This is a genomic window from Streptomyces sp. Y309 (assembly GCF_056712025.1).
Genome location: NZ_JBWYAE010000004.1, coordinates 86348 through 111427, shown reverse-complemented (window position 1 = coordinate 111427; position 25080 = coordinate 86348). Strand labels below are relative to the sequence as shown.

Sequence of the window (25080 nt, the reverse complement as noted above, 5' to 3'; positions counted from 1 at the left end):
TCTGTGCTGGCTGAGCACTGTCACCTGCCTTTTCACACCCTGACGGGCGTGCCCAACACCTCAGCGTAGGGACAGGCGACGCGTCGCACGACGTGCTCCCCGCTCCATTGGGCCGCTCTTGATCAGTAGACGGGAGCTGTGTATCGCCACACCCGGGCGATTGCTGTGGCTGTGACGTCCGCGCAGGTGTGACGGGAGTTGATGGCCCGGGGCGGCCGCGTCGGACACCAGCCGCCCCGGGGTGCCCCGCTCGCGAACGGATACAGCGAGAAGGGCGTGGGCCGACGCGCACAAACCGGCCCCGGGGCACGCAGGGACTGGGCGTGCCCCGCCGCTTTCTGCTCTTCCTGGACCAGGCGCGGAGGAAGAAGAGCGGAAGGCGGCCGTGCGGAATCCGTCGCACCAGCTCCGTGGCCGGCAGCCGGTGTGGCGGGCGGATTATGTCTCCCCGGTCCGCCAGCCTGAAGCCTCTGCTCGCGGCGGGACACCGGGGCGTTCCCGGCCGCAGGCGCGCGCCTCGGAAGCGCGCGTTGCCGTGGCGGCCCTCATCCGGCCGCTGCGGCCCCGGGCGTGACGGAGAATGTGCCGGCCGTTCACCCGGGTGTGCGCTCCCAGTGCTCCGGGCGAGCGTGAGCAGTCACTGGTCCATGACGGCTTCCACGACGCGGTCTGGGACGCTGACCGACGGCAATCCCCCGCCGCCGTCGTGCATTTCGTCGTCCACGACTGCGCACAGCAGCACGACGGCGCCGAACCCCATGAGCGAGCTGACCCCGTACAGCAGTCGTTCCACGGGGTCGCCGCGCGGCGCCCGGTGCCGGCCCGCCGCGCTCACCACACCTCCTCCCGCCCGGCGCTCTGCTTGTCCTGCTCGCTGCGGTGCATATGTGCCAGGCAGCGCACCTGCCAGGCCAGGTCACGCAGGTGGTCATATGCGGACTGCGTCAGGCGCGGGCTGGAATTCTCGAGGAGGAATCGGCCCGCGCGCTGCATCTGGTCCTGAACATCCGGGTGCGTGGAGCGCTGCAGCACCTCGGACGTGTAGAGCGTGCTGAGATCCACCAACAGCGCGTCCAACAGCGCGTCGGCCATGGCCTGCAGCTCGGTCGAATCGTCCGGGTCGACCAGGTCCAGAGCCCTGCCGCACCGCTGGATCGTGGCGCCCACGTTCACCTCGAAGGCGGTCTCGTCCTTCACGACGACTCGCCCCCGCCCTCGCTGACCGTCACCGCGGCGTCGGACTCGGTGTCGAGCAGGGCCGCGATGAAGCAGCCGTGGCGGGCGGCCCAGGCCCTCACCTCGTCCTGCTGCACGGGGCCCTGGACCACGTCGTCGAGGCTGTGCACCACGATTCGGTCCACGGACTTCGCGGGGTTCTCGACGAGCTGCACGATGCTGCGCCATCCCGGTCGTTCCTCGCGAGGAGCCTCGAGCGGGACGTTGTCGTCAAGGGCGCCGAGGATGTTCCAGTCCCGGGCTTCGGCGTACTCGAAGCTGCCGCGGATGTAGGCGTGGCGGTCGGCTGTCTCCTCGATGCCGTACACGTTCAGGTAAAGGAGGACGTCAACAGTCCCCACACCGGTCTCCGCGTCGGCCGGCGCACGTCCTCGCTCCGGGTCTTCCGCGCTCCGTTTCACCGCGTGTCACTCCTGTGCGTAGATGCCCCTGCTTCCCCGGCAACGGGGCGTAGTCGGGCACTCAGGCGTCCGGTGGTACCCCGGGGCTCGGTGGCGTTCATGACTCGAGCGCCTTCAGCGTCTCGGCCGTGGACAGCAGCGCGGCGAGGTGCGCGGGATCGCACAACTGCCCGCGGCGCGGGGGCGGCACTGCCCAGTACGTGACGGGTGAGGCCTTCTTGCCGATGCGCGGCACGGCCAGGTACGTGCCGGTCCTGAGCCGGTCCGCGGGTCCTTCCCACGCGGCGTCCGGCGCGACGAGTGCGTAGTAGCAGCCGTTGCCGGTGCGGGTGTCGCAGATGACGGGGCCGTGCAGCCAGTCGGCCAGGGCCTGCGCCACCACGTCCGCCTGGTCGCTGCCCACCGCGGCGTGGATGAGGCGGCCGGGGACACGGAGGGCGTCGAAGCGCTCGCCGAGCGGCAGGAGCGCGATCCCGTGGTTGGCCCATTCCGATACGGCCTGGCGCGGAACGGGGTGGGCCCTGGCGAACCAGTCGACGATGGAACCGCGGTCAAGCGCATCCACTAGCCCACCGCCTGCGGACGCGGGCGCAGGTGCGCGGCGAGGCGGTCCAGGAGCGCCGTTCCCTCTCCCCGGGACAGCACGAGTTCGACGTCCCCCCGATGCTCATCGAGCGAGTACAGGGAGAGCGGCACGCGCACCTCGCCGGTCCCAGTGTCGACGATGACTGGTTCGTCACGGCGAGGCGAGGCGTGCAATCGGACGGGTAGAGGCATGGCATGTCCCCCTCGCGGGCTTCGGTGAGGGGGTCACCGTAGGGGCCAGGGCAAGAGAGAAGGGGGACGGATTGTCCCCCTGTCCCTGGCTGTCCCTCTTCAGCTCCCTGTCATCACGCCTACGGATTCGGCGAGTCGGCCGGCGTCCTTGCGCATCGCGCGCGGCGCGGAGCGCCATAGGTCGGCGGCGACGCCGCGGGCGGTCGGGGTGTAGGCCACGGTCTCCTGGCTGATCTCGACGGCCATCTGCATGACGTGCAGGGCGGCGGTGCGGTCGCCGCGCTGAAGGTGGCCGCGCGCGACCTCGGCCCACAGGCGCGCCCGCCGCTCCATGCTCGGCATGGTGTCGGGGTCGAGGTCGTCGGCGAGCCCGATGGCGCGGGTAGACAGCTTCAAGTCGGTCGCGACCGAGACGGCATGGAAGTCGACGTTGGCTCGCCCGAACACGGTGCTCGGGTGCACGTACGTGGCGGGCAAGCTTTTGGCTACTTGGTCGCCCTTGTCCCAGTACCGCCAGGCGTCGCCCTCGCGGGCCTCGCGTGCTGCCGTGACCGCGGCATGCAGTTGGAGCGCGCCGTAGAGACCGCGCCAGTCCTCGCGAGCTTCCTCGAGGTGGGGGCGGAGCAGGTCAGCCGCTTCGATGACGACGCGCAGGGCCTCCTCGGGATAGCTCGTCTCGCGCAGGATGTTGCCCATGTTCCAGGCCGCGGCCGCCACGGCGGCGGGTTGGTCGGCGTCCTGCGCTGCGGCGAGGGCGCGGTCTGCGACGACCCACGCCAGTTCCGCGGGGGCGATGTAGGCGGTGGCCTGCCCGGTCAGGCGGTAGATGTCGGAGAGCGCGACGAGCGCGGCACGGCGCGCGTTGCCCTCGAGCGTGCGTACAGCGGCCTCGCCGTCGCGGATCAAGTCGGGTAGGAGGGCGCCGACTTCAGTGCGGTTGCGCTTGCTGCTGTGCCACAGGCGCCACGACTGATCAGCTCGGCCTTGCAGCAGCGCGGGATCTGCGGGCGCCACGGACGCGGAGGCGCTGAGCGTCCGGTTCATCACGGCGGACCAGATGGCGGGCAGGCCAGGATGTGAGAGGCGGCCCAGTGGGACGGGTTGCGCGGGGCCGTCGCTCCGCCCGGTGAGTACGGACAGGTCCGAGAGCTGGAGCGCTGCGGCCAGCCGCATCAGGAGCGTGTGGGAGTCGAGTTCGCGTTCGCCGGTCTCGATCTTCTTCAGCCAGTCAGGGCCCCGCCCGCAAAGCTGGGCGAGGCCGGGCCGCGTCATGCCGCGCGACTCGCGTAGGACACGGATCCGTTCGCCGATGCTGAGGTCGTCCGGGATGTCCATACTGCCCCCTCGTCTGGCGGTGCCGGTCTCGCCAGCGTACGGCTCACGTCAATGGGCAGGCAGATCACAGGGCGCTCCCTTCGACGCAGCAGGGGGTGGTCGAGCGCACCGTGGGCTCGTCCGACATCCAGGGCGTGCGCCTGGAGCGGCTCGCTCGTTGTCGTTGGCAAGCGGCACGCCGCCTTCGGCGCCCACAACGTCCGCCCCTCGGCGAAGGAACTGGTCATGGCTCGCAGCATGGGCTTCTCCCCTGACGACGCACTCGACCGGCTGATCGCTCTGGCCGACGACCCCGCCGCCCAGGCCAACGCGGCCCGGACCCTGGCCGAAGGCCTTTCCCCGGAGGAGCTCACGGCGCTGATCGAATGGTTCCAGCGACGGCGGGACGAAGTTGCCATGGAGTACCGGATGCTGGGCGTCCTCGCCACCGCGACCGCCGGCGGACTGTGATGGGGCGGTCCTGGTTCGGCGGCCTGGCCATGCTGTTCGTCGAGGCGGTCGGCGAGGCACGCACTATGATCCGCGACCTGTTGTCGAGCTGAGGGAGAGATGTGACCACCATCGCCGTGACCGGGCACATGGACCTGACCGAAGCCAGCGCTGCGCTGGTACGAGAGGCCCTGCGCTCGGCTCTGAAGCCCTATGCGGACGGCAGCTTGGTCGGTATCTCGTGCATCGCTCAGGGTTCCGACTCTCTGTTCGCGGAAGCCGTGCTTGAGCTCGGCGGCCGCCTGGTCGCGGTGATCCCCTCACAGGACTACCGCGAGAACAAGGTCAAGCCTGATCACGCGCACACCTTCGACCGGCTCACGGAGGCCGCTGAGGAGGTGCTGGTACTCCCCAACGAGACCGCTGACCGGATGGCGTACGAGGACGCCAACCGCACGCTGCTACAGCGCGCAGACCGGCTGATGGCGGTCTGGAACGGCGAGCCGCCCACCGGCAAGGGCGGCGGCACCGCTGATACGGTCCTTGAAGCGCGTGAGGCGGGGCTCCCCGTCGATGTCGTGTGGCCAGAGGGCGCGGCACGCCGGGGCTGACAACCAAAAAGCGGCTGTCCTGGGTCTTCATCGAGTGCAATCCGAACGGACAGTGGGGCTGGCTCCCCGACGCGCCGGCCATCACCGAGGCGTTCGCCGACATCCTGAGCAGGAAGGAGGCGGCGCCATGATGCCCGCCGACCTTGAGACCGACTCCGTCCGCCTGCGCGAGGCCCTGGCCAGGTCCCTCGCCGCCGACGGCGCCCTTGCCGATCCGGCCTGGCGACGCGCCATCGAGGCGGTGCCGCGGCACCGGTTCGTGCCCGGCTTCTACCTGCCCGCCGACGAGCGCGACGGGCAGGGGCTGACGGTGTGGGAGCCGGTCACCGCCGAGCTCGACTACGGCCGGTGGCTGGCCGCCGCGTACTGCGACACCACCCTGATCACGCAGTTCGACGGCGAGGAACCCGACTGGAAGGCCCCCATCGTCCGGCACGGCGGGGCCCCGACGTCGTCCTCCACGCTGCCCTCGCTCGTCCTGCAGATGTGGGCGGACGCCGAGGTCGCCGAGGGGCACACGGTGCTGGAGATCGGCACGGGGACCGGCTACTCGACCGCGCTCGCGTGCGAGCGGCTCGGCTCCGCCGACGTCACGTCGATCGAGGTCGACCCCCACCGGCTGGCCCAGGCCGCCGACGCGCTGTACGGCCTGGGCTACACGCCGACCCTGGCCGTCGCCGACGGGCTATACGGGTACTGGCTCGAAGCATCGTTCGACCGGATCGTGGCCGCCTGCTCGTTCCGCGCGGTGCCCCCGGCCCTGCTCGCACAGACCCGGCCGGGCGGGAAGATCCTGCTCACCCTGTCGGGCTGGCTCTACGGATACGCCCGCGTCCTGCTCACCGTCGGCACCGACGGGACCGCCGAGGGGCAACTACTCGGCGGCACGGTGTCGTTCATGTCGGCCCGTACGCACGCGGCACCGGTCTTCGGCAACCCCGCACACTGGGCCGCGGGCCTGCCAGACAAGCCCCGGGCCACCCAGCACAGCCCCGAGCGGATCAGTGCCGCCACTGAAGAGGCTTTCCACCTGCGCTTCCTCGCCCAGAGCGCGGTGCCCGACGCGCAGATGACGACCGTGGGCGAGGTGGTGCACCTGGTCGACGTCGTCACCGGCTCCGCCGCCACCCTCACCCCCGCCGACGGCGGATGGACCGTGCGTGAGGGCGGACCGGTGAAGCTGTGGGAACGCATCGAGCGCGTCCTGGATGCCTACGACGCGGCCGACCGACCGGGACCGGAGACGTTCACGCTGCATGTCTACGACGGCGGGCAGCACCTGCGGCACCCGCAGATGCCCGGCCTGCCACTGCCCAGGCCCTGACAGGACCAGGGCAGGACCCGTAGGTCACCGTCCGGCGCCTGGCCGACGGCCACCTCGTCGTCGCCGTCGATGTCGCCCTGGACATACGCGTGGAAGACCGCTCCCACGCCCACCATCCCGAACGGCTGCAGTTCGGCAGCCCGGATCGCGCCGAGCGATGCGCCGCCGATGACCCGTACCCCCCGAGCCAACAGCGCCAGCAGTTCCTTGTGCCGCGCGGCCGGCGTCTGATGCCATGCCCCGTCCAGGACGACCACCGTGTCGGTGTCCGCGATCGCGGGATCGAAGAGATCGCCGTGGCGCAGCGGCGGAAGCACCCTGATCCGCGGATCGGCGAGCACGGGAGCATCCCGGTGCAGGGATGGCCCGACATACACGTGAAGCAACTTCGTCACCACCTTCCGAAACACCTGCGGTGCCCGAGAACTCCCCGACACCGCAGACCAACCAGGACTACGCGGGCGGAGTCAGGGACCCTCGTCCTCCACGTCCTCGATAAGGACCACGCGCGACGGCGCAACGATCCCGTCGACGCCCATCGGCGCCTCCACCAGATAATGCTTCGCCTGCAGTGCGATCTCAGACTTGGACACTTCCATCTGGGTTCTCTCCCATCTCCTTGATGTGGTGCGAGCCCGATGCCCGCGCAGGACGCTGTGGTGCCGTGGCTCACCGGGAAGCGGAGGCGCCGCAGGCCATCGAGTTGGGTCTCCCACCCGGCACACGAGGCCACGACGGGGCCTCGGTACAGCACCGAACGTGACGGCCAGTACAACGGTGATCACGAGCAAGAGAGGAGGAAGAGTCACGGGCGGAGCAGCTACAGCAACCGGAGTTTCGCGCTGTGCGCAGGTCAACGAGGCGTCGGAGCACGGCTACTTTGGGTGTATGACAGGAAACTTCCGCCTTCGCGCCCGTTTAAGAGGACTCGGTCTGACCCAGGTCGAGTTGGCCGAGGCGGTAAACGCCGAGCTCGCGGCCGCCTGCCAGCGAGCCACGGTGACCGATCGAACCGTACGCATGTGGCTGACCGGAACGATCCGCTGGCCGCACCCGCCGCAGCGGAAGGCGCTCGCGGCAGTATTCGGATGCCCAGCCGAAAAGCTGGGGTTCATCCGTCCGCATCGCGCCGGGCACACTGCAGCATCGGAGGACCCAGTGCACCGCCGTACCCTCCTCACCACAACCGCCGTCGCTGCGACTGTCCTTGGCACGACGACGCCCGCCGCGGCATCTAAGGGCCGCTTCACCATCGGCGCGGGTGATGCCCGCCGTCTGCGTGAGGCCCTGAACGGCCTCACGACGAAAGACCGGGCCCTCGGCGGCACAGCGAAGCTCGAAGATGCGGCAGAGGCAGTCCGCTACGAGGCAACGGCCATGGTCAACACCGGAAGCGCATCCACCCGCGTGCGAGCACTCCTCTACGGCGTCGCGGCGGAGGCCGCCGCGGCCGCATGCTGGTACGCCCTGGACGGAGGCCGAACGCAGACCGCCGAGGCGCACCTCAGCCGCGCGATGAGTCTCGCCGTGCTGTCCCGCGATCCATACGCCACGCTTCACGCCTGGAACTGCCAGTTCCACTTGGCCACATTCCTTGGGCATCGAGCCACGGCCATGGCTGCGGCGGAAGCCATCACCACGACCTCAGCCGCGCGTCGAGACCCGCTGTGCTCCTCACTCGGCTACGCCCGCGTCGGGAACACGGCCGCCCTCCTGCGGGATCGACGTCGGGCCGAGCGCGCCTTCGGGCACGCCGGTGCCTCTCTCACGAAGGCCGATCTCACAGCGCCCCGGCCTTCATGGCTCGGCTTCTACAACGCTGCCGACCTCCACTCACTCACCTCCAAGGCCCTGAGTATTCTCGGACGCCCCGACGAAGCTGAAGCACACGCCCACCAGGCCCTCGCCGCCGTCCGTCCTGGCTACACACGGGACATAGCCCTCTATACCGTCCACCTCGCGGAGGCACAGCTAGCCCAGGGGGAATACGAGTTGGCCACCCACACAGCCGACAAGGCCGCGCGACTGGTGCGCAACGTTCCGGGCTGCGCTCGCGCGCACCAGGGCATCGAACGCCTCACCACAACCATTACGGCAGCCACTCGATGACCGACGATCTGAACTTCACCGTGAGCGTGTTGGACGGACCGACCATCAACGCGATGCTGACGGTCTACACCGACGCCCGCGCCGACCTGGCCCATATCCCGCACTGCCACCCTGACCACTTCCGTACGCAACTGGAGCGGCACGCCGACCGCCCCGGCACCGTGGCCGCCCTTGCTTGGCACGGCGGACAGCCCGTGGGGTACGCCTACGGAGTCCCGCTGCCCGCTGAAAACACCTGGTGGCCTCGCGCCTACCCGCCACCCCCGCGGGGGGGCGATCCGTGAGGACGGCCGCCGGACATTCCGCATCGACGAGATCGCGGTCCTCACATCCTGGCGCCGCACCGGGACCGCTCGCCGTGTGCACGACTACCTCCTCGCCAACTGGCCCGGCCGCGCGACGCTCATGGTCAACCCGAGCGCCGGAGACGGGAAGGTCAAGCGGATGTACGAGTCATGGGGGTACCGGCAGATCGCCCATACCCAGCCCTCCCCAACCGGGCCCGTCCTCGCCGTCATGATTCGCCCCACAGCCCGCCTGAGCCCCTGAGGCCGGTCTCGAGGGCTGAGGGGCGATGTGCTCGGCCTCCTCGTCGAGGGAGCGCTCGAAGCGGCCGTCGACTCTGCATCGCGTATCCCCAGGATGCCTGGCGCGGGCGCACCGGAGGACTCGTGCAGGTCTGCTTCACCGCACGCCTTGCCGATCTTGCCCTCGACGAACCCATGCCCCGAGCCTGGACTGACCGCGTCAGTGAGAAGGTCACGCACAGGTGGCCATCGAGCTGCGCCACTAACGCAACGTCGAAGAGGTCCGGCAGACCCTCGTGGACGCCCATGTTGAAGTGCGGCAGCGCGACTTCGGGCTCGTCGGTGACTTCAACAGCGCGGACCGCTTCAACGAGCGGCTCTCAGGCCAGAGCTCAGCACCCGGCTGGGAAGCCATCGTCGGCTACGCGGTCGGCGAACCCGTCGGCTTCGCGTACTGCAACCCGCTGGTGGACAGCCATGACCACCCCTCTGCCCGAGGGAGAAACCGAGGAGGATGGCACGCGCACGCTCGCCCTGAACGAGATCGTCGTACGCCGTGCATGGCGGGCCACTTCTCGCGCCCGGCGCCGGTGATCTCGGCGTTCCAGGCGCGGGAGGCCAGGGCGACGGGCTGCTTCTCGGTCCGGCGGGCAGATCGGCGGGTGAGGAGCGCTAGAGCAGCCGCTGGACGGCGTGATCTCCTCCAGGGCCGCCGCCCGGACCGGGATGTCGTCTCCAGCCGAGGCCTTCCTGGGGGTGTCGGCTCGGGCACGGGTGTGGCTCTCTCCGGTGCCGTGCTGGCGGCAGCGCTGGGCGCCGAGCGAGTGGTGGCGGCCGCATCGTGCGGGGAGGTTTTCGGGACCTCGGCGTGCCGCAGCAGGACGAGGCCGCGGGCGCCGACCGCCACCTGAGCCTGGCTCTGGCGGATCTCGGTCAGCTCTCCTGATTCACCGCCACCACCGGTGACCTGCCAGTCGACAGCCCACGTCGAGGTGGCCGTCAGCGCAAAACGGCCGCCCGCGGCCCTCGCCGAGGTCTTGGTATAGCGGTGGCGCAAGTCGGCAACTCCCGCATGCCGTACGACGCCTTGCCACCGACATTGGTCGGCGGACAGCACGTGGGAGAGGATTTTGCGGGCCGTCCAGGCCGACGCCGATCAGCAGGACAGTATCGACTGGTCGATGGTGAGTGTGGACTCCACCGTGTGCCGGGCACACCAGCACGCAGCCGGCGCCCGCAAGCGTCCTCCACGGGTGCCCGGCAGGCGTGGCCGCCCTGTTCAGCACCGATCCGATGAAGCCCTCGGCCGCTCACGTGGCGGGCTGAGTACAAGATCCACTTGGCTGGCGAAGGCGGGCTACGGCCACTTGCCCTGCTGATCACGCCGGGCAAGTGGGGCGACGCCCCGCAGATGGTCCCGGTCCTGGACCGGATCCGCGTACCTCGCCCCGCGGGAGGACACCCGCGTACCCGGCCGTACCATCTGAGCGGCGACAGAGCGTACAGCTGCCGCCGCAACCGCCGTTACCTGCGCCGTCGGCAGATCAAGCACACGATTCCCGAGCGCCGCGACCAGCGGGCCCGCCGCCGGCGCCGTGGCAGCACAGGCGGCAGGCCCGCCGGTTTCGATCCGGTCCGGTATGCCCGAAGGAACGAAGTCGAGTGGCTGATCAACCGGTTGAAGATTTCCCGGGCCGTGGCCACGCGCTTCGGCAAGAGAGCGTACGTCTTTCACGGCACCGTGACCGTCGCGGCCATTCGCCTCTGGCTTCCGTTCATGACTCGCCGGACAGAATTTAGGTCTGCGCTGCCATTGCTGTTGGTCACGCTTCCCTTGCTCTCGGTGGACCGCCCGGATGACACCCGCAGGGGCATCGCCATGGAGAGGTCGCTTCCCGGCCGGCCACTGGCATGACATGATCACGGACCGCCCCTGAGTCCAACACCCGGGTGCGGCCGCCCCTTTGTTTGTTCCCATGCCGTGTGGCGCGGCCCCCGATGCTGCCCTGCCCATGGCGACTCGTGGCCCGCCCCCACCTCACTTCCCCCGAGGATCAGCCAACGTGCCCAAGATATCCAGAACTTCCTTATTCCCAGCGCTCACCGCCCTGGCGCTGCTCGCTGTGGGCTGCTCGGTGACCGGGACATCCCAGTCACCGAGAGCCGACAAACCCACCGTGCACCCGACGGCCTCCGGCAGCGCGGTTCCCGACTCCGCCGACGGGAAGCTTCCCGTCGGCAAGGCCCCAACTGCATCGGCCTCCCCAACTGCCGTCGCTCAGGCCCCCGGTGGCGGCCGCGCCGCCCAGAAGTCCTCGCTGAGAATCGCCTCTTTCGACCGGAAGAGTGGACGAGCCGTTGTCTCCGCGTCGCCTGCCCAGCCGACGAAGGGCGGGCCCACGGCCGGGCCAAGCCGGACCCCAGAGCCTGGCAGCGGAACGGACGACCGGAGTCCCCTGCGGGTCGGCGACGTCGTTGCCAGCGCGCCCGTGCCCGGGGCCCCGGACGGCATCCTCGCCAAGGTCACTGACGTGATCGACACGACTGAGCAGACCACCGAGGTCCAGACCGCCCCGACCACCCTAGGCGCGCTCCTCGGCGGCGCCAAGGCCGGTGGCAAGGTGCCCATCGATCCGGCTTCCGTGGAGGTCGAGCCGCTGGTCAAGGGCGTTAAGGCGTCATGGTCGAATACCGGTGGTGTGCACTCGGGGCCGCGCGGTACGAGCGTGCCGCTGGGCAAGCTGCGCCTTGACGTCGGTGCCGGGATCGCCACTGCCGAGAATGCTCCGGCCTCCGCCGCCGCGTCGGTCTCAGGCTTTGTCCAGCTGGCGCCCGAGGTCGAGTTTTCCTACGACGGCGTCGGCGGCGCCGGTTCACCCAGAGGCGCGTACCTAGGTCTGTCCGGCGACTGGTCCTCGCGGTGGCGGCTGAAGGGACAGGCAGCCGCCCGCACCCCGGACGGCAAGCCGCTGCGGCTGCCGTTCGCCAAGCTGCACGCTGACCCGGTCATCCAGGTGGGGGCGGTCCCGGTCGTGGTCAATCTCGACCTCACCTGCTACATCGAGGTGGATGCCGACGGCCGAGTCAGTGTTGAGGTCGAGGAGAACCTCAGGGGCGACTTCCGGATCGGCGGCAGCTACAGCCGGGATAAGGGCTGGCACACCATCAGCGAGTCCGGCATCAAGGCGACCCCGGTCAAGGCCACCGTGGCGGCAGCGGGCAAGGTTAAGGCCGTGCTTGGTGCAGAGGCCAGCGTCGGCCTGTACGGCGTCATGGGCGTGACAGCCGAACTGGCGCCGTATCTGCGCGGCGAAGCCGAGGGCAGCGCCACCGGGGCCAGCGATGTCACCGGTTCGGCAGTGGGGCACTGGCTGGTCGCCGGTGGGGTGAACCTGTCCAGTTCGCTGCTGTTCCAGATAAAGATCTTCGGCACGCCGGTCTTCGAGAAGCGCATTCCGCTGGGGACCCTCCACCGGGAGTGGAAACTCGCGGAGGGCGGCGGATTGGTCGGCGCCTCCCCTGACCGACCGCGGCGGGCGGCGACGGAACAGCGCCGCCGTCCCGACCCCGTACGAGCTGGCGCGCAGTCAAGATCTGTCGCCCGACCTCCGGTTCAGACCCACTGACAACGCGCCCCGCTACACCACCGCCACGTCCTAGTCTCAGAAGCCCGGCATGTACGCGGGCACTGTATCGACGACAATATGGCCGCGCCGATGCGAGAGGCCGCGACTCGCGCGGTACGTACGGGTGACAGCGACAGTGCGCAGTGATGCACAGGTCATTCGACTCATCGGACATGCCTTAGCATTCCGCCCCGCCTTGCGGGTTGATGTCGGTCACCATCCAGCGGCCGCCATCCCAGCGCTCGACCTTCGCCGTCGTGATGTACTTCAACGGCTGTTCGGGCGGCAGCGGCTCACCTTCTTCACCTTGGTGTCGTACATCCGGTACTTCGACAGATCGACGCAGTCTTCGATGGTGGCCGTCGGCGTCTCGGCTTTGCTTTCCAGCTCCGCTTCTGGATCATGGCCGAGTTCGCCTCGGACAACCGTCCCGGCCTTCTTCATGTTGGCGGTCGAGCTCAACCTTGCTCAACGCGTCCAGGCTCGGGTACTTCTCCAAGTCGGTCCCCTTGGCGGAGGCCTTCCTGTACGCCTTCGCCTGCTCGGTCAGGAACGAGTCGTACACGGCGAGCGCGGCCTTCTTGTCGGCCTCTTGGGGATCCGTGGTGGACATGCTCGACGTCGACGAAGTAGCCGTCACAGACGGCTTCGCAGACGTGACCCGTCGTCGGAGTCACTGCAGGTCGTCAGCAAACTGAGCGCGGCCAGGGCTCCGGCAGCAGTCAGGAGATTGTGATGGCAAACGACCATGCTGCGGTGGGCGTGGCGTGTCACATTCTCTCCCGTTCGACGTGCAGTTGCTGGCCGGGGCGGCCGGGTGTTTCATGAGTGACCCACCTAAGGCGCTCAACTCCCTCAAGCTCGCGGTCGCCGGGCGCAACGAGGAGATGAGCGTGTTGGACGACGCGCCCCGGCTTTCCTGCCGGTCGACCAGTGGGGCCACCTGGGCAGCACGCGGCTCTCGCCGAACGGAGTCGGCCGCACGCTCGCCCGCTGCGCAAAGTACGCAGGCCTGACCGTGCGCCGGATCACCGGCCACTCTGCCCGGCGTGGACTGGTCACCACCGGCATCAAGAGGGGCAAGCGCGTCGACAAGCTGCGCCGCCAGAGCAGCTGGTCCGCCAACAGCCCGGTCTTCTGGGAGTACATGGACGAGGACACCCCGACCGAGGGCATCGGCTTCTGACCGAGGCAGCCATTCACGGCGGCAACCGAGGTGAACTCGGCGATGCGGTTTGTGCCGAACTCCACCTATTCCAATTAGTCTGCCCGATGTTCCGAACGAAACCGCCTAGATCTCCTCTGGCTCACGCTCGTTGAAAAGCGCGAACGTGACATGAGCCCAATTGTCTGCGCCGATGAGCTGTGGGTCCTTCAACGGCACTGGATGCGTGATCGGCGGCGATCCACCAGGTGTGCGCGGGACGTGGAAGTCGAATGATCTCTGGTCCTCGAGTTCGTCGGTGTCGTCTGTGTCACCCTCGTAGAACCGCGCCTCACCCCAGATGTGGATTGACTGCCCAGTGGGCACCTTGGGCAGGAGTCGTGCGTGCATGTCGACCTCTACCCTGCACTCACCGCCCCACTTCCAGATACGGGTCTCTGGGATGAAGGTGTCCTGATTCTCGATGAGGACGCGCCCCTCCCCCTGCCCCGTTTCTCCTATGAGTCGGGTTTCGTGGATGAATTCGTCGCTGCCGATGTCTTCGGCGTCTTTCCCGTCAACTCTGACGGAACCCCTCAGGGTCCGAAGAGTGAGTGCCATAGCTTCTTCCCCCTTCGACTCGCCCCAATTTGCACTCTTTCAATCCTCCTCCTGTCCCAGATATCCTGCAACGGGTGCACTGTCATGGTTTATATGAATCGTCAACATGTGAATCTGGATCTTTTCGCGCCTGATGACGAGAGTCCGCCGACGGGATTAGACCGAATCACCGACCACGTCCAAGAGGACGACCACATAACGACCGCCGAACACGCCCGGTGGCAGTGCCTTGAGTCTGCCGCCCCGGCGAAGTCTTTGGTCTCGCGCTGGAACTCCATCCCGTCGATGAGCGCGACCGTCTGAGCGGGAGACTTGGCGGCCCCCACCGGCACGTGCAGGCCCTTCGACCCAGTCAGGGTCCAGCGCCTGCGATTCGTGGAACGGGCGCTGAGCCGCGGGTGGCTCTGTCGGTGAGTTGTGGGTTCTGGCACAGATCTTGGGCTCTGTCGCCGATTTTTTGTGGGGGGGGGCTGGTTGATCACAGCGACAGCAGGATGCGGCGCCGTAGAAGGTCGAGTTGGCCCGGCCGTACATCTGCCGTTTGAGCATCTTAAAAGTTACGTGGAATCTGCCGGGGTGATCATGTCTCCCTGGTGTAGCCACGAACTTGGGAGATGGCTTGAGCGGCACGACAGTGCTCACAGAGCAGTGGCCGGTGCTCAGACGGCACGAGCAGGCGGCGGCCTGGCTGACGGTCTGGACGGATCTCGGACGTGCACTGCGCACGATCGACGCCTACGGCCGGGGACTGGTTGATTACCTGCTGATGTGTGAACGGGAAGACGTCGATACGATCACCGCGAACCGTTCCCATGTTGCTGTCTACGTATGGGAGTTGACGTCGCGGCCGCACCGTCGGGGTGCAAACGTGATCTCGATCGCTCCTGTCCGGTAGGCCCGGAGGTGTCGTTGGACGGTGCCAGTGCCTCCGCGGTAGCCCAGCTGCTGGATCTCTCGGGTGAGGGCGGAGGCATTGGTGCAGCCCTCCAGCCAGCGGTGATGCAGGTAGAGGCGGTAGTCATCGACCATGCTGGGGCGGTGGGTGGCCGCGATGAGTAGTTCGTCGACGTCAGCGGCCTCAGAGAAACGAACCACGGTGGCGCGGCTGAGGCGGAGTTCGCGAGCGATCGCGCGCAGGCTGTCGCCGCGCTGAATCCGCTCGTGGATCTGCTGATACCGCTCGCGGGTCCGCGAGACCAGAGGGCGTGGCCAGCCGTGGATGTCGACTTCAGCACGCGATGTTCCACCAGCGGGTGCGGCATCGGCTGCCGTCGCCAAGGGTTCGCGTAGCTCAGCACGGTGTCGGCCGACAATGCGCTCCACGGCCTCGGCCAGGTTGTGGGGCACGTGCCACATATCGGCCACCTGCTTTGCCTGTGGTGCTCCAGCGCAGGCTCCGTCACGGAAGGACCCGGCGCGATCGCGGCAGATCATCTGGACTTCCGGGGGGCGCCTGAGCCAGGACGCGAAGGTGTCGGCGGTCCGGTTGGCGAGCACATCGATGGGACGGTGGGTGGCCATGTCGACCAGGACAGCCGCGTACTTCCACCTGCGACGCGGGGCGAACTCGTCGACGCCCAGAACTTGGACGGGACCATGCTCCGGCGCGGGGCAAGGCTCTGATCAACCGGAGCATCGTGTCCTGGCACGTCCCCATGAACATCCGGTCGGCCGGCCGAGCACCAGGCCGACCGCCCAGGAACAACGCGATGTCTGTGAGCAGCATCGTCAGGGCATCGGTCCGTCGCGCGTAGCGGCGGGTCAGTGCCGGTATCCGCTCGGCGAACGTCCGATGCGAGCATGCGGTGTTCTCGCAGGTGAACCGACGGGCCCGCAGCCGGATTTGTAGGCGCTGCCCGGCAACAGGCGAGCCCGCGAGACGCCGCTCGTAACAGCAGTGCACCCGGGACGATCTCCAGCCGCACTCCGGACAGACAGCCCCATGCCCCCGGGCTCGAGCGGCCACGAGCACTTCATCCTCGGTGAGCGACAACCGCTCGACCTCAACAGTCGCACCGGGGAGGAGGAGATCAGCAACTCTCACGACCCCGTCCATACCCAGGTGATGCCCAAGCCGCGGTCGCAGTCACTGCCCCCAAATCAGCGACAGAGCCCAAGATCTCTGCCAGAACCCACAGCTCACCGACATTCGGAGGCCAACAGGCCCTCGGATGACATCCGAACTCATCGACAAACGACACTCGTTGAAAGTTATGCAGCCACTCCTCCTCGCGGCCATGCCGTAGGTATAGGAGTCACCGGTGCACGGCCGGGGCGTGGAGCGGCCGTGCACCGGGAGCTTTGGACACTGCGCCCAGAGTTGAAAAGTCAGGCGGCGAGTTCCAGCCCGGCCGTGAGGACCTGGCGTAGCTTTGTGAGACTGAAGGTGGCGACGACGAGGGCGTGGTCGGAGGCCGCGCGGACCTCGTCGTTGTCGACGACGTCCAGGCGAATCAGGGCTTCCGCGACCTGCGGTGTGGCGTAGAGACGGTCGATGCGCCGCATCGGCCCCTGATCGGTGTGCCACAGCGAGGCAGTGGGCGCCAGCGGGTTGCTGTAGTGCTGACGCAGCTCGGTGGCGGCGTAGTGCCCCAACTCCCGGAAGACCGAGGGCTGTCCGTCGTGCCGCCCGGACAGGATTTCGTCGGGGAAGGTGTCGCAGACGCGTCGCCCATCGCGCTCAATAGTGCGGTGCTCGAAGTGGGAACGGTCAGCGATGGTGGACCAGTCGGGCAGCGGCGCGGTCTCGACGCGGGTATGCGGGTAGGAGTTGCAGTCGCCGCCGATGATGGCCGCCATGCCCGGCTTGCCGAGCGTGGTCAGCTTCTTCGCCTCGCTGGCCCGCTGCCGGGGGTCGAAAGAGAACAGGTGGAACGAGGCGACGCTGAGCTTGGCGGTGGTGCCTTTGAGGCGGAGGATGGGGTTGCAGACCGGGTGCCACATGCCGGTGACGTGCTCGTGGTACTCCACCACCTCGAACACCCCCGGGTCGACATACACCCCGGTCGGGTTCGCCGACTCCGGCGTGGCGGTGGCCAGGAAGGGGATGTGCCCGCCCAGGTGCGTGGCCTCGCCCCACACGGCGCGGGAGCCGCACATATGCGCGCGGGTCAACTCCTGGCGCAACAGCAGGTGCGGCTTGAGGCCGCCGAGCACCTTCATGGCGGTGCGCCATCGGGAGTCGTCGCCGCCGCGGCTGATGCCGTTGTGCTCCAGATTCCAGGTGGCCACGCGGACCACGTCCTCGTGCACCGCGGGATGGCTCATCCCCGTAGTCGTCATGCCGCAACTCTCCTGTTCAGGTTCAAGCTGGCGCTGTCGGTTTCGTCGTGGTCAGCAGCCCCGCGGTGCACGGCCTCGGCGGCGAGGCGGCGGCGCAGGTCCTCAATCGCATCTGCGGCAGGCCCCAGGCCGACACCGGCGCGGCGCACATCGAGCCTGTCGGGGTCCCAGACCGGCAGGCGCTCGATGCCGCCTGGACGGAGTTGGTATTGGGTGCCGTAGGTCTGGGCGGTGCCGGAGCGGATGCTGCACCGGTCGTGCAGGTGCGCCCACTGCTTGCGCAAGACGGTGCTCCGGTCGGCGGCGGTACGGATCAGGCGCAGGATGCTTCGCTGGAAGTCCGGCAGGTGATCGGCGTGCACGGCGATCCACCAGGCCGCCTCGGCGGCCTCGGCGCCCACGAGGTGAGCGTCGGGCCAGGCGTGGGTGGCCACGATGCGCTGGAGCACCTGGGCGTTGGCGTGCTCGAGATGGTGTCCTCGGCTGATCTGTCCGTCGTCGAGGAGACCGCGCAGGAGGCTGGCTCGGTAGGAGCGGCCGTCAGCGGCACGGTCGAGGAGCGTGCGGGCCAGGTCCGCCCTGACCGGCGCCAGCGTCACGGTCTCACCGTGGTGGCTTGCAGCGCGACGGCCATGCGCCGTGCCAGTGGCGGAGAGATCGCTCCGAGGTCGATGCGTGCCTCGGTGTTGCAGCGCAGGCAGTCGCCGTGGAACTCCGGATCCAGGAAGCCGCCATTGGTGGCCTGGCGGAAGGCGTTGCTGAGCCGGGAGACCAGCGCCTGAGTATGGGGCCAGAAGGCCAGATCTGCTGCGGGATCGTGTTGCGGCGGTGCACCGAGCAGGCACGCCAGGCGGTCCGCCGTGTCCAGGGTGACCTCACCCAAGTGGATCTTCCGGTCGTGCACGTACGGGTCGGGCATATCCAGGTCGTGGGCCTGGAAGGCGGCGCTCAGCTTCGCGGCGGCCTGGAGGGCCGACTTCGCCCTTCTGCGGATCAGCGCGGCCAGCTCGCTTGCGGCCTGTGGGCTCATACAGCCGATGTCGACCTCCCCGGGGCGGCGCATGCTGGGCAGCGCCGAGAGGTTGAGTCCGGCGGCCTGGCTCGCCCGGTCCAGATCGTGTGACGCGTCCGCGGCGGCCTCGCGGAGGGCGCGCTCCTCATGGTCGTTCAAGCCATCGGCTAACACTACGGGGGTGGGATTCAACGGGGCCTCCAAGATGGTGGTGCGCGGGGAGCAGAGGTTCATGGCCAGGCCAGCGCCGCGTCGCTCGACGCCTCGCCCAAGTCGCCTGCCACGACGGCGAGCTCCGCCCGGAGCCAGTTCAGCGCGGCACCCGGATGAGGCGTAGTGATGCCGCCGAGCATGGGCGCGCCGTCGACTGCCGGCGCGGGATGCTCCCGGCCAGGCGAGCCGTGGTGGAGGTGGCACCAGTAGGTACGTGGCAGCGGACGCGTCACATCGGCCTCCCGTGTCGTGCGGAGGCCGGAAGGAACGTGGGCCAGGGGCTGTTGTCCTCGTCGTCGACGCGCTCCAGGAGGCCCAGGATGAGCAGGGCCAGACGGCGCACGAAGCCGAGGCTCGGAGTGAACTCCTTGGTCGTCTTCTCGGCGTGAAGGCGCGCGGCGATGCCGATCTGCACGGCCGGGGCCTGGTCGGGGCGTCTGCGGGCCCCTTGTAAGGCGTCGCTGACCAGGGGCCACAGGCAGCCGCCGAGCACGCGAACCTGGTATCCGACTTCCTCACACGCCAGCGGCGGGCTGTCGTGATCGAGAACGCGGTCCAGGAAGTCGTGGACGCCGTTCAGCGCTGAAGCGGCCCGCTGCGCGTTCAGCAGTTCCCGGGCAGCGTCGGGAGACACAGGCGCAGCCCAGGTGGCCTCCTGACCACGAACATCGCCGAGGACCGGAGTAGTTGGCACGGCGACAGCGGTCACGCGGCGGCCCTCTTGTGATCCGCGCGGAACTCCGCCCACATCGCCTTGCCGGTATCCGTCGGGTCGACGCCCCACGAATCAGCACTGGCCGCGACCAGGAACATCCCGCGGCCGCCTTCGGTGAACAGCTCCACTTCTCGTACGACGGGAAGGTCCCGGCATCGGTCGCTGACGACGATGCGCAGAGCCAACGGCGAGGTTTCCAGCCGCAGTTCGCAGTCGTCGCAGCCCGCGTGCGCCAAGACGTTGGTCAGCAGCTCCGTGACACACAGGAGTGCGGGGGCTATCCACTCTCCCCACCCCCAGTACCGCAGGAGCGCGGTGACGATACGACGGGTGCGCCTGATCTGCGCCGGATTTGCGGCGAGTTGCTGGTGGTAGTGGGTTCCTGCTCTTGCCATGACGGCCATGGCTCCTCCACGTGCCTGAGCAGCACATACGAATGACAACGCTCCGTGACTACTCAAGCGCCATCGGTGACGCCCAACAGCGTGAACCCACCTACGACGAGTTCGCAACCCATCCGTGCTCCAAAGTTGTAACCCTGCTGGTGCGGCCCTAACTCGCGGGCACATGACGGCTGTTGGAGGAAGCGTGGTCCCATACGACACACTGGCCCGACCTGCACAGAAGGGGAGGCAAGGTGACCAGTCGCCCGCGCCATCTACAGCCGACCGTCCGTCGCCGCAGGCTCGGCAGCGAGCTCAAGCGCCTGCGCGAGGCCGCCAAGATCAGCATGGACCAGGCTGGCGAGCGGATCGGCGGCGACAAGTCGAAGATCAGCAGGCAGGAGAACGGTCGGCAGGGCGTCAGCAAGCTGGAGATCGAGGCCTTGCTGGATCTCTACCGAGTCAAGAACGGCAAGCTGAAAACCGCCCTCGTCACCCTCGCTCGTGAGGGCCGACGCAAGAACTGGTGGGCGCCGTTCAGCGACATACTCGATGAGCGGTTCCAGGAACATCTCAGCATTGAGGCCGATGCCGCACGCATGCTCTTGTTCCAGCCACTTCTGATCCCTGGCCTGCTCCAAACACGCGAGTACGCCGAGGTCTCGATCCGAGGTGACGACGACTCCCACTCGGACGAGCAGGTCGAGTCGCACGTCTCCGTACGGATGGGACGGCAGGAAGTCCTGCAGCAGGAGAACCCGCCCCAGTTGGTCTGCATCCTCGACGAGGCAGTCATCCGACGCGTAGTCGGCAGCCCCACGATCATGGCCGATCAGCTACGCCAGCTGATCGAGGTGAACAATCCGCCGCGCCTCTCTCTCCAGATCATCCCCTTCAGCCAGGGATGCCACGCCGGGCTCGACGGAGCCTTCAGCATCTACTCCTACCCAGACCCCATGGACCTGGACGTCGTGAGCCTGGGCTACCTCGACGGCCTCATCTATCTGGAGGAAGATGGTCCTGTTGAGCGGTACAAGCTAGCTTTTGACCAACTCCGGTCAAGCGCCCTACCGTCACGGCAATCCATGGATCTGATCGCGCAGGCGGCCAGAGATCTCATCAGTTAGAGGCAGGTACACCAGATGATGCGGCACGACCTCCCTGAGGAAGGGTGGCAGAAGTCCTCCTACAGCCCTGACAACGGTCCGAACTGCGTCGAGTGCCAGCCAACCGACGAGGGTCGGATCGCCGCCGGCGACAGCAAGAACCGCCGCCTGGGAGCCCACACCTTCGCCCCGGCTGCTTGGCAGCAGTTCGTCACTGCCGTCGCACAGGGCCGACTCTGAGGAGCCTACCGAGCGCCCTCGCCTAGGTACTCGATGTCGAGCCCCCCGCCTCCCCTCCCAGCAGGCGGGGGGCTCCTCAGCGTCTGGGCGAGGGCCGAAGGCGCAGTGGCACCGCGGCCCGCTTGCCGACCACGGAGCCGAGGTCGTCCGCCTTGACCGCCTTGACCGCCGGGTCCAGGGCCATGGACCCGCGTCCCAGGTCGGCTTCCGTGACCACCTCGGTCCGGTCGCCGCTCTGCATGACCAGGACCACAACTCCCGCGCCGCCCGCGGCAATCAGCGCCAGGGACAGGGCGATCTCCCGGCCTGCGCCGACGGGCGGAGACCCGCGGGGGTGCGACCAGCCCGGCCGGCCCCTGCGCCGGAATGCCGTTCATCGCGGGCCCGGCGGCACGGTCTTTCGTCTTGCTCACGATCGTTCCCTTTCAGGAGGGGCTAACCGACGACCTGCACTTCGCCGACCGCCACCTGCGCCTGACTCTGGCGGACCTCGGTCAGCGGCACCAGCACGCCCTCACGGCGTAACAATCGAGTGTCCAAGGTCACGGGGAAACGTCAGTACCTACCCAAACACACCGACCTGTCCGTCCACACCACTCACGACCTCCCTACGATCGAGGAGCGGCTCAACAACCGACCCCTCAAGAGCCTGGGTTGGTTGGCGGACCCCCGCAGAAGTATTCGCTGCCGCTCTTACAGCATGAGACAAGCAACATACGACGATCATGCGAATCCACCGCTGCTGTATGGCGACCCCTGTCGGTGGCGAGTGGCAGACCGCGGGTTTTCTGGTCGCCGAGGCAGATGGCTGAGCCGCTGCCGCGCATGCCGCGTGCAATGCCTAAAACCGCCGAAAGATACATAGATTTCGGATATGAAGTTCATCTCGCTCGCGCGTCACGCGGTACGCCGCGCCTACCCGGTCGATGAGCGCACACTGTCCGGAGTCCTCTACGAGGCCGCACGCGTCAAGGCGTTGGTCTCTGGCAGTCTGCGCCGCACACCCGACGCGGAACGGCTGCACCTCGGCTGTGGCGGCCGTCGTGTCGAGGGCTGGCTCAACTGCGATCTGAGCGGCTCCGACTACGACATCGACCTGATGGCCGGACGCCTTCCGTTCCGGACCGGCAGCGTCCGGGCCGTCGTCGTGCAACATGTCATCGAGCACCTTGAGCTGCGTGAGCACTTGGTGCCGTTGTTGTCCGAGCTCCGTCGCGTACTCGCCGATGACGGTGCTGTGTGGTTGTCCTGTCCGGATCTGGAGAAGGTGTGCGTCTCGTACGTCGAGGACCGCGGCCGGACGCTACTGGAGGATCGGTGCAGTCGTTACCCTGCGTTCACCCTGAGCGGGCCACCCACGCAGCACATCGTGAACGACCTGTTCCATCAGCGCGGCGGACACCGGAACCTGTTCGACCTGGAGATCCTGACCTGGGCGCTGGCGGAAGCCGGCTTCACCACGGTGGAGCGCGTAAAAGAACGCGATCTGCTCGCCGAGTTCCCAGAGTTCCCGGAGCGCCGCGACGACGTGCAGTCGCTCTACGTCACCGCCCACCCGTGACGCCCATCCGCCACAGCGGGGCACATGGAGCGCGGCGGTCGTATCAACGGGCTGACAGCACGCGACCAGGGCTTCAGGCGCTCTGCTATGGCTGAAGATGACGCAGTATCGGATAAGCGGGCATCCGATTGCAGGTACTGAGCTGCGCCGTGATGAGGTCGGTGGAGTCTTAATGACCGAGTCAAGGGCCTATGCGGGGCCGCTGGTGCTGTCGGCGTCCTGGTCGGCGGCCTCTTCGAGCAGGTCCATGGCGTGGTTGTGGAAGCGGCGTTCGGCGTCGCGGCATGGGGCGTTGAAGAAGGCTCGTTGGGCTTCGGCAAGATCGCAGTGCAGCAGGCCCATGGTCACGAACACGGCTTCCACTCCGTGACATCCGTTGTCCTTGAGGAACTGCTGGAGTGCGTCCGTGTCGCCGGTTGCCTCCCAGACGGGCCGGGCGGTTTCCTGCATGGCAGCGATGCGCGCTGATCGTTCTGCGTCGAAGCCCACTGGGGTCCGCCTTTCTGGTTTGGCCCGCAGGCTATCGCCGGGTAGGCGGGGTGCGCTGGCCCGTTTAGGCGGCTTGGGCGGCGGGTGGATGGAGGGTGAAGAGTCTGTCGTCACGCAAGAGCGCCCACAGGACATCGGCACGTCGGCGGGCGAGGGCGATGACGGCCTGGACGTGCTTGCAGCCGTCGGCCCGCTTCTTCACGTAGTAATCGCGGTTGGGGCCTTCGCGGATGATGCTGGTCTGGGCGGAGAGATAGAAGACGCGGCGGAGGCGTCGGCTGTAGCGCTCGGGGCGGTGAAGGTTTCCGGTGCGGCGTCCGGAGTCGCGTGGAACGGGCACGAGGCCGGCGGCGGAGGCGAGGTGGCCTGCGTCCGCGTAAGTGCTCAGGTCACCGGCTGCGACGATGAACTCGGCTCCCAGGATGGGGCCCATGCCCGGCAGGGACTCGATGATGTGGGCTTGGGGGTGGGTGCGGAAGGTCTGCCGGATCTGCTGGTCGATGTGCTTGAGCCGGTCGTCCAGGGCGAGGACCTGCGTGGCGATGTCCGCGGCAATGCCGGCGGCGACATCCTGGCCGGGCAGCGTGACGTGCTGAGTCCTGGCGGCCTGCAGGGCGGTGGCGGCGACTGCGTCGGGGTTGCGGACGTTGCGTCCCCTGAGCCAAGCGGTGAGGCGGGCTTGGCCGTGGCGCCGTATGGATGCCGGGGTCTGGTGGCGGGTGAGCAGGATGAGCGCGCCTTTGTGATCGGCGTAGTCGAAGGCCCGCTCCAGAGCGGGGAAGATCCCGGTGAGCACGTCGCGGAGCCGGTTGAGCATGCGGACACGGTCGGCGATCAGGTCGGCGCGGCGGGCGGTCAGCAGAGCCAGATCGGCTGCCAGCTGGGCGGGGACTTTGATGGAGGTGAAGTCCCGCCGCAGACGGGCGGTGTCTGCGATCACGTAGGCGTCCCGGGCGTCGGTCTTGGCTTCACCGCGGTAGGACCCGGACATCCGGTTGACCGTCCGTCCGGGTACGTAGAGGGCCTGTTGGCCGTGGGCGGCGAGTAAGGCCAGCAACAGCGCGGATGCGGTGCCGGCGATGTCAACGGCCCAGTGCACCTGGTCGGAGAGGGCGAGGATCTCGCCGAGGGCGGTCAGAATCGCGCTCTCGTCGTTGGGGACCTTCTTGCTCCAGATCGTGGCCCCGGTTTCGTCGACCGCGGCAAGCCAGTGATGGGCTTTACCGGCGTCGATCCCGACCCAGAGGCGGGTCAGCTGCTCGGCCATGTGCGTCTCCTCGGTTCAGGCAGCGTGCCGTTCGGCCCGAGGAACACCCGCCGTCAGCTCCGTAAACAGCGATCATCCGCAGATCTCAATCAGCGGCCAGGCGTCCCGAAGAGCGGGGCGGCCACTCCACCGGAGCCACCGGGGGCAAGCGACTTTAGAGCCACACCCCACTCTTCCGGACCGCCGAACAACTTACGGAGCGGCTTTGGACTGGAGCTGCCTTGGCGCGAGTGATCGTGGCCCCGTACGCTGACCCGCGAATCGGGCAAGCTTGTGGACCTGCCCGATAGTGCCCGATGTAGGGCGCTTCCGGCACAGGCGGCCGGCCGACCGCCGAGCTCAGCCGCGATCGCCGCAAGCCAGACCCGCAGGCCGCTGGTCGAGCGTTCGTACCGGCGTGTCAGGCCCTCGACTTGCTCGACGAACGTACGACGTCGGCACGTGCCCCGGTCGCAGAAGAAACGCCAGACGCGAAGCCGCACTGCGGTTGCCGCACCGTCCACCGGCCGGTCAGCGAGCGTCCGCCAGTACGCGGAGTGGACCCGGCTCCCGGCCGTTCCGCAGTCCGGGCAAGCAGGTGGGCGGCCACAGGCCACCGCTTCCGCCTTCACCAGCCCGTCACTCAACCGTAGTTGCTCCAGTTACAGCTGAAGCCCGCGAAACAGCACATCT

At 68.1% G+C, this 25080-nt stretch carries 31 protein-coding genes and 3 pseudogenes; 13 read left to right on the top strand and 21 right to left on the bottom strand.

All coding sequences use genetic code 11. From position 1 onward, the window contains the following. Positions 1-637 precede the first annotated feature (637 nt). The 6 genes from AC0KTA_RS41105 to AC0KTA_RS41080 form a co-directional block, all read right to left on the bottom strand. Positions 638-835 carry a hypothetical protein gene (locus AC0KTA_RS41105; protein ID WP_481057004.1) on the bottom strand — a complete coding sequence of 66 codons (198 nt, stop codon included), beginning with the start codon at positions 833-835 and terminating at the stop codon, positions 638-640. After that, positions 832-1197, bottom strand: coding sequence for a hypothetical protein (locus tag AC0KTA_RS41100; protein WP_481057003.1), 366 nt, complete (start codon positions 1195-1197; stop codon positions 832-834). Before AC0KTA_RS41100 ends, AC0KTA_RS41105 begins: the two co-directional genes overlap by 4 nt. After that, on the bottom strand, positions 1194-1577 hold the full coding sequence (locus AC0KTA_RS41095; protein ID WP_481057002.1) for a hypothetical protein: 384 nt from the start codon (positions 1575-1577) through the stop codon (positions 1194-1196). The genes AC0KTA_RS41100 and AC0KTA_RS41095 overlap by 4 nt, the downstream gene beginning before the upstream one ends. A gap of 157 nt (positions 1578-1734) precedes the next feature. Further along, complete coding sequence (locus AC0KTA_RS41090; protein WP_481057054.1) at positions 1735-2202, bottom strand: hypothetical protein; 468 nt, start codon at positions 2200-2202, stop codon at positions 1735-1737. Continuing rightward, positions 2202-2414 (bottom strand): hypothetical protein, encoded by a 213-nt coding sequence (locus AC0KTA_RS41085; protein ID WP_481057053.1) that lies wholly within the window; start codon positions 2412-2414, stop codon positions 2202-2204. Before AC0KTA_RS41085 ends, AC0KTA_RS41090 begins: the two co-directional genes overlap by 1 nt. Before the next feature lie 99 nt (positions 2415-2513). Next, positions 2514-3749 carry a helix-turn-helix domain-containing protein gene (locus AC0KTA_RS41080; RefSeq protein ID WP_481057052.1) on the bottom strand — a complete coding sequence of 412 codons (1236 nt, stop codon included), beginning with the start codon at positions 3747-3749 and terminating at the stop codon, positions 2514-2516. Positions 3750-3974: 225 nt separating this feature from the next. On the opposite strand from AC0KTA_RS41080, the gene AC0KTA_RS41075 reads away from it, so the two are divergent. From AC0KTA_RS41075 to tgmC, 3 genes are all read left to right on the top strand, one after another. Next, positions 3975-4199, top strand: coding sequence for a hypothetical protein (locus tag AC0KTA_RS41075; protein WP_481057051.1), 225 nt, complete (start codon positions 3975-3977; stop codon positions 4197-4199). Positions 4200-4300: 101 nt separating this feature from the next. Further along, complete coding sequence (locus AC0KTA_RS41070; RefSeq protein ID WP_481057050.1) at positions 4301-4789, top strand: hypothetical protein; 489 nt, start codon at positions 4301-4303, stop codon at positions 4787-4789. A 127-nt stretch (positions 4790-4916) separates the two neighbouring features. After that, positions 4917-6113, top strand: a complete 1197-nt coding sequence (gene tgmC, locus AC0KTA_RS41065; protein WP_481057049.1) for an ATP-grasp peptide maturase system methyltransferase — start codon at positions 4917-4919, stop codon at positions 6111-6113. On the opposite strand, the gene AC0KTA_RS41060 is transcribed toward tgmC, so the two are convergent. Next, positions 6050-6454: a TfuA-like protein gene (locus AC0KTA_RS41060; protein WP_481057048.1), complete on the bottom strand. Its 405-nt coding sequence runs from the start codon at positions 6452-6454 to the stop codon at positions 6050-6052. The genes tgmC and AC0KTA_RS41060 overlap by 64 nt on opposite strands. 126 nt (positions 6455-6580) lie before the next feature. Next, a complete protein-coding gene (locus tag AC0KTA_RS41055) occupies positions 6581-6712 on the bottom strand; it encodes a hypothetical protein (RefSeq protein ID WP_481057047.1) in 132 nt (43 codons plus the stop codon). A 289-nt stretch (positions 6713-7001) separates the two neighbouring features. On the opposite strand from AC0KTA_RS41055, the gene AC0KTA_RS41050 reads away from it, so the two are divergent. The 5 genes and pseudogenes from AC0KTA_RS41050 to AC0KTA_RS41030 all read left to right on the top strand — a co-directional run bounded on the left by AC0KTA_RS41050 (position 7002) and on the right by AC0KTA_RS41030 (position 12375). Next, positions 7002-8222 (top strand): helix-turn-helix transcriptional regulator, encoded by a 1221-nt coding sequence (locus AC0KTA_RS41050; protein ID WP_481057046.1) that lies wholly within the window; start codon positions 7002-7004, stop codon positions 8220-8222. Then, entirely contained in the window at positions 8219-8506 is a 288-nt protein-coding gene (locus AC0KTA_RS41045; RefSeq protein WP_481057045.1) for a hypothetical protein, read from the top strand. The genes AC0KTA_RS41050 and AC0KTA_RS41045 overlap by 4 nt, the downstream gene beginning before the upstream one ends. A gap of 76 nt (positions 8507-8582) precedes the next feature. Then, on the top strand, positions 8583-8771 hold the full coding sequence (locus AC0KTA_RS41040) for a hypothetical protein (protein ID WP_481057044.1): 189 nt from the start codon (positions 8583-8585) through the stop codon (positions 8769-8771). Positions 8772-9840: 1069 nt separating this feature from the next. Beyond that, positions 9841-10520 (top strand): annotated as a pseudogene (locus tag AC0KTA_RS41035) (IS5 family transposase); the annotation flags it as partial. Positions 10521-11280: 760 nt separating this feature from the next. Next, positions 11281-12375 carry a hypothetical protein gene (locus AC0KTA_RS41030; protein ID WP_481057043.1) on the top strand — a complete coding sequence of 365 codons (1095 nt, stop codon included), beginning with the start codon at positions 11281-11283 and terminating at the stop codon, positions 12373-12375. A 267-nt stretch (positions 12376-12642) separates the two neighbouring features. Here AC0KTA_RS41030 and AC0KTA_RS41025 read toward each other — a convergent pair whose 3' ends face one another. After that, positions 12643-12837 (bottom strand): hypothetical protein, encoded by a 195-nt coding sequence (locus AC0KTA_RS41025; protein ID WP_481057042.1) that lies wholly within the window; start codon positions 12835-12837, stop codon positions 12643-12645. A gap of 556 nt (positions 12838-13393) precedes the next feature. On the opposite strand from AC0KTA_RS41025, the gene AC0KTA_RS41020 reads away from it, so the two are divergent. Beyond that, the gene (locus AC0KTA_RS41020; protein ID WP_481057041.1) at positions 13394-13561 is read left to right on the top strand and encodes a hypothetical protein; all 168 of its coding nucleotides are present in this window, start codon (positions 13394-13396) and stop codon (positions 13559-13561) included. A gap of 105 nt (positions 13562-13666) precedes the next feature. Here the strand turns inward: AC0KTA_RS41020 and AC0KTA_RS41015 are convergent, their stop codons facing one another. The 8 genes and pseudogenes from AC0KTA_RS41015 to AC0KTA_RS40980 form a co-directional block, all read right to left on the bottom strand. After that, complete coding sequence (locus tag AC0KTA_RS41015; RefSeq protein WP_481057040.1) at positions 13667-14140, bottom strand: hypothetical protein; 474 nt, start codon at positions 14138-14140, stop codon at positions 13667-13669. An 822-nt stretch (positions 14141-14962) separates the two neighbouring features. Continuing rightward, complete coding sequence (locus AC0KTA_RS41010) at positions 14963-15721, bottom strand: ISL3 family transposase (protein WP_481057205.1); 759 nt, start codon at positions 15719-15721, stop codon at positions 14963-14965. Between the two features lie 238 nt (positions 15722-15959). After that, positions 15960-16196, bottom strand: a pseudogene (locus tag AC0KTA_RS41005) (ISL3 family transposase); the annotation flags it as partial. A gap of 272 nt (positions 16197-16468) precedes the next feature. Further along, on the bottom strand, positions 16469-17422 hold the full coding sequence (locus AC0KTA_RS41000; protein WP_481057039.1) for an endonuclease/exonuclease/phosphatase family protein: 954 nt from the start codon (positions 17420-17422) through the stop codon (positions 16469-16471). Beyond that, the gene (locus tag AC0KTA_RS40995; protein WP_481057038.1) at positions 17419-18021 is read right to left on the bottom strand and encodes a DUF6624 domain-containing protein; all 603 of its coding nucleotides are present in this window, start codon (positions 18019-18021) and stop codon (positions 17419-17421) included. The genes AC0KTA_RS41000 and AC0KTA_RS40995 overlap by 4 nt, the downstream gene beginning before the upstream one ends. Further along, the gene (locus tag AC0KTA_RS40990; protein WP_481057037.1) at positions 18018-18593 is read right to left on the bottom strand and encodes a hypothetical protein; all 576 of its coding nucleotides are present in this window, start codon (positions 18591-18593) and stop codon (positions 18018-18020) included. Before AC0KTA_RS40990 ends, AC0KTA_RS40995 begins: the two co-directional genes overlap by 4 nt. Positions 18594-18876: 283 nt before the next feature. After that, a complete protein-coding gene (locus tag AC0KTA_RS40985; protein WP_481057036.1) occupies positions 18877-19281 on the bottom strand; it encodes a hypothetical protein in 405 nt (134 codons plus the stop codon). A 71-nt stretch (positions 19282-19352) separates the two neighbouring features. Next, entirely contained in the window at positions 19353-19757 is a 405-nt protein-coding gene (locus tag AC0KTA_RS40980) for an ATP-binding protein (RefSeq protein ID WP_481057035.1), read from the bottom strand. Positions 19758-19999: 242 nt separating this feature from the next. Between AC0KTA_RS40980 and AC0KTA_RS40975 the strand changes: the two genes are divergently transcribed. Further along, positions 20000-20872, top strand: a complete 873-nt coding sequence (locus AC0KTA_RS40975) for a helix-turn-helix domain-containing protein (protein WP_481057034.1) — start codon at positions 20000-20002, stop codon at positions 20870-20872. A gap of 15 nt (positions 20873-20887) precedes the next feature. After that, the gene (locus AC0KTA_RS40970) at positions 20888-21091 is read left to right on the top strand and encodes a DUF397 domain-containing protein (RefSeq protein ID WP_481057033.1); all 204 of its coding nucleotides are present in this window, start codon (positions 20888-20890) and stop codon (positions 21089-21091) included. A 76-nt stretch (positions 21092-21167) separates the two neighbouring features. On the opposite strand, the gene AC0KTA_RS40965 is transcribed toward AC0KTA_RS40970, so the two are convergent. Beyond that, a complete protein-coding gene (locus AC0KTA_RS40965; RefSeq protein WP_481057032.1) occupies positions 21168-21332 on the bottom strand; it encodes a hypothetical protein in 165 nt (54 codons plus the stop codon). Positions 21333-21644: 312 nt separating this feature from the next. Between AC0KTA_RS40965 and AC0KTA_RS40960 the strand changes: the two are divergent. Both AC0KTA_RS40960 and AC0KTA_RS40955 read left to right on the top strand, forming a co-directional pair. Beyond that, a pseudogene (locus tag AC0KTA_RS40960) lies at positions 21645-21795 on the top strand (IS30 family transposase); the annotation flags it as partial. Between the two features lie 170 nt (positions 21796-21965). Continuing rightward, a complete protein-coding gene (locus tag AC0KTA_RS40955; protein ID WP_481057031.1) occupies positions 21966-22652 on the top strand; it encodes a class I SAM-dependent methyltransferase in 687 nt (228 codons plus the stop codon). A gap of 189 nt (positions 22653-22841) precedes the next feature. Here AC0KTA_RS40955 and AC0KTA_RS40950 read toward each other — a convergent pair whose 3' ends face one another. The 3 genes from AC0KTA_RS40950 to AC0KTA_RS40940 all read right to left on the bottom strand — a co-directional run bounded on the left by AC0KTA_RS40950 (position 22842) and on the right by AC0KTA_RS40940 (position 25004). After that, positions 22842-23102 carry a hypothetical protein gene (locus AC0KTA_RS40950; protein WP_481057030.1) on the bottom strand — a complete coding sequence of 87 codons (261 nt, stop codon included), beginning with the start codon at positions 23100-23102 and terminating at the stop codon, positions 22842-22844. A gap of 103 nt (positions 23103-23205) precedes the next feature. After that, positions 23206-24408, bottom strand: a complete 1203-nt coding sequence (locus AC0KTA_RS40945) for an IS110 family RNA-guided transposase (protein ID WP_481057029.1) — start codon at positions 24406-24408, stop codon at positions 23206-23208. Between the two features lie 89 nt (positions 24409-24497). Then, a complete protein-coding gene (locus AC0KTA_RS40940; protein WP_481057204.1) occupies positions 24498-25004 on the bottom strand; it encodes a transposase family protein in 507 nt (168 codons plus the stop codon). Between the last annotated feature and the right edge of the window lie 76 nt (positions 25005-25080).

Coding starts and splice junctions, on each gene's coding strand:
- AC0KTA_RS41085 (WP_481057053.1), bottom strand. CDS start 2,414: ATGCCTCTACCCGTCCGATTGCACGCCTCGCCTCGCCGTGACGAACCA.
- AC0KTA_RS41080 (WP_481057052.1), bottom strand. CDS start 3,749: ATGGACATCCCGGACGACCTCAGCATCGGCGAACGGATCCGTGTCCTA.
- AC0KTA_RS41075 (WP_481057051.1), top strand. CDS start 3,975: ATGGCTCGCAGCATGGGCTTCTCCCCTGACGACGCACTCGACCGGCTG.
- tgmC (WP_481057049.1), top strand. CDS start 4,917: ATGATGCCCGCCGACCTTGAGACCGACTCCGTCCGCCTGCGCGAGGCC.
- AC0KTA_RS41055 (WP_481057047.1), bottom strand. CDS start 6,712: ATGGAAGTGTCCAAGTCTGAGATCGCACTGCAGGCGAAGCATTATCTG.
- AC0KTA_RS41050 (WP_481057046.1), top strand. CDS start 7,002: ATGACAGGAAACTTCCGCCTTCGCGCCCGTTTAAGAGGACTCGGTCTG.
- AC0KTA_RS41045 (WP_481057045.1), top strand. CDS start 8,219: ATGACCGACGATCTGAACTTCACCGTGAGCGTGTTGGACGGACCGACC.
- AC0KTA_RS41015 (WP_481057040.1), bottom strand. CDS start 14,140: ATGGCACTCACTCTTCGGACCCTGAGGGGTTCCGTCAGAGTTGACGGG.
- AC0KTA_RS41000 (WP_481057039.1), bottom strand. CDS start 17,422: ATGACGACTACGGGGATGAGCCATCCCGCGGTGCACGAGGACGTGGTC.
- AC0KTA_RS40980 (WP_481057035.1), bottom strand. CDS start 19,757: ATGGCAAGAGCAGGAACCCACTACCACCAGCAACTCGCCGCAAATCCG.
- AC0KTA_RS40970 (WP_481057033.1), top strand. CDS start 20,888: ATGATGCGGCACGACCTCCCTGAGGAAGGGTGGCAGAAGTCCTCCTAC.
- AC0KTA_RS40965 (WP_481057032.1), bottom strand. CDS start 21,332: ATGCAGAGCGGCGACCGGACCGAGGTGGTCACGGAAGCCGACCTGGGA.
- AC0KTA_RS40955 (WP_481057031.1), top strand. CDS start 21,966: ATGAAGTTCATCTCGCTCGCGCGTCACGCGGTACGCCGCGCCTACCCG.
- AC0KTA_RS40950 (WP_481057030.1), bottom strand. CDS start 23,102: ATGCAGGAAACCGCCCGGCCCGTCTGGGAGGCAACCGGCGACACGGAC.
- AC0KTA_RS40945 (WP_481057029.1), bottom strand. CDS start 24,408: ATGGCCGAGCAGCTGACCCGCCTCTGGGTCGGGATCGACGCCGGTAAA.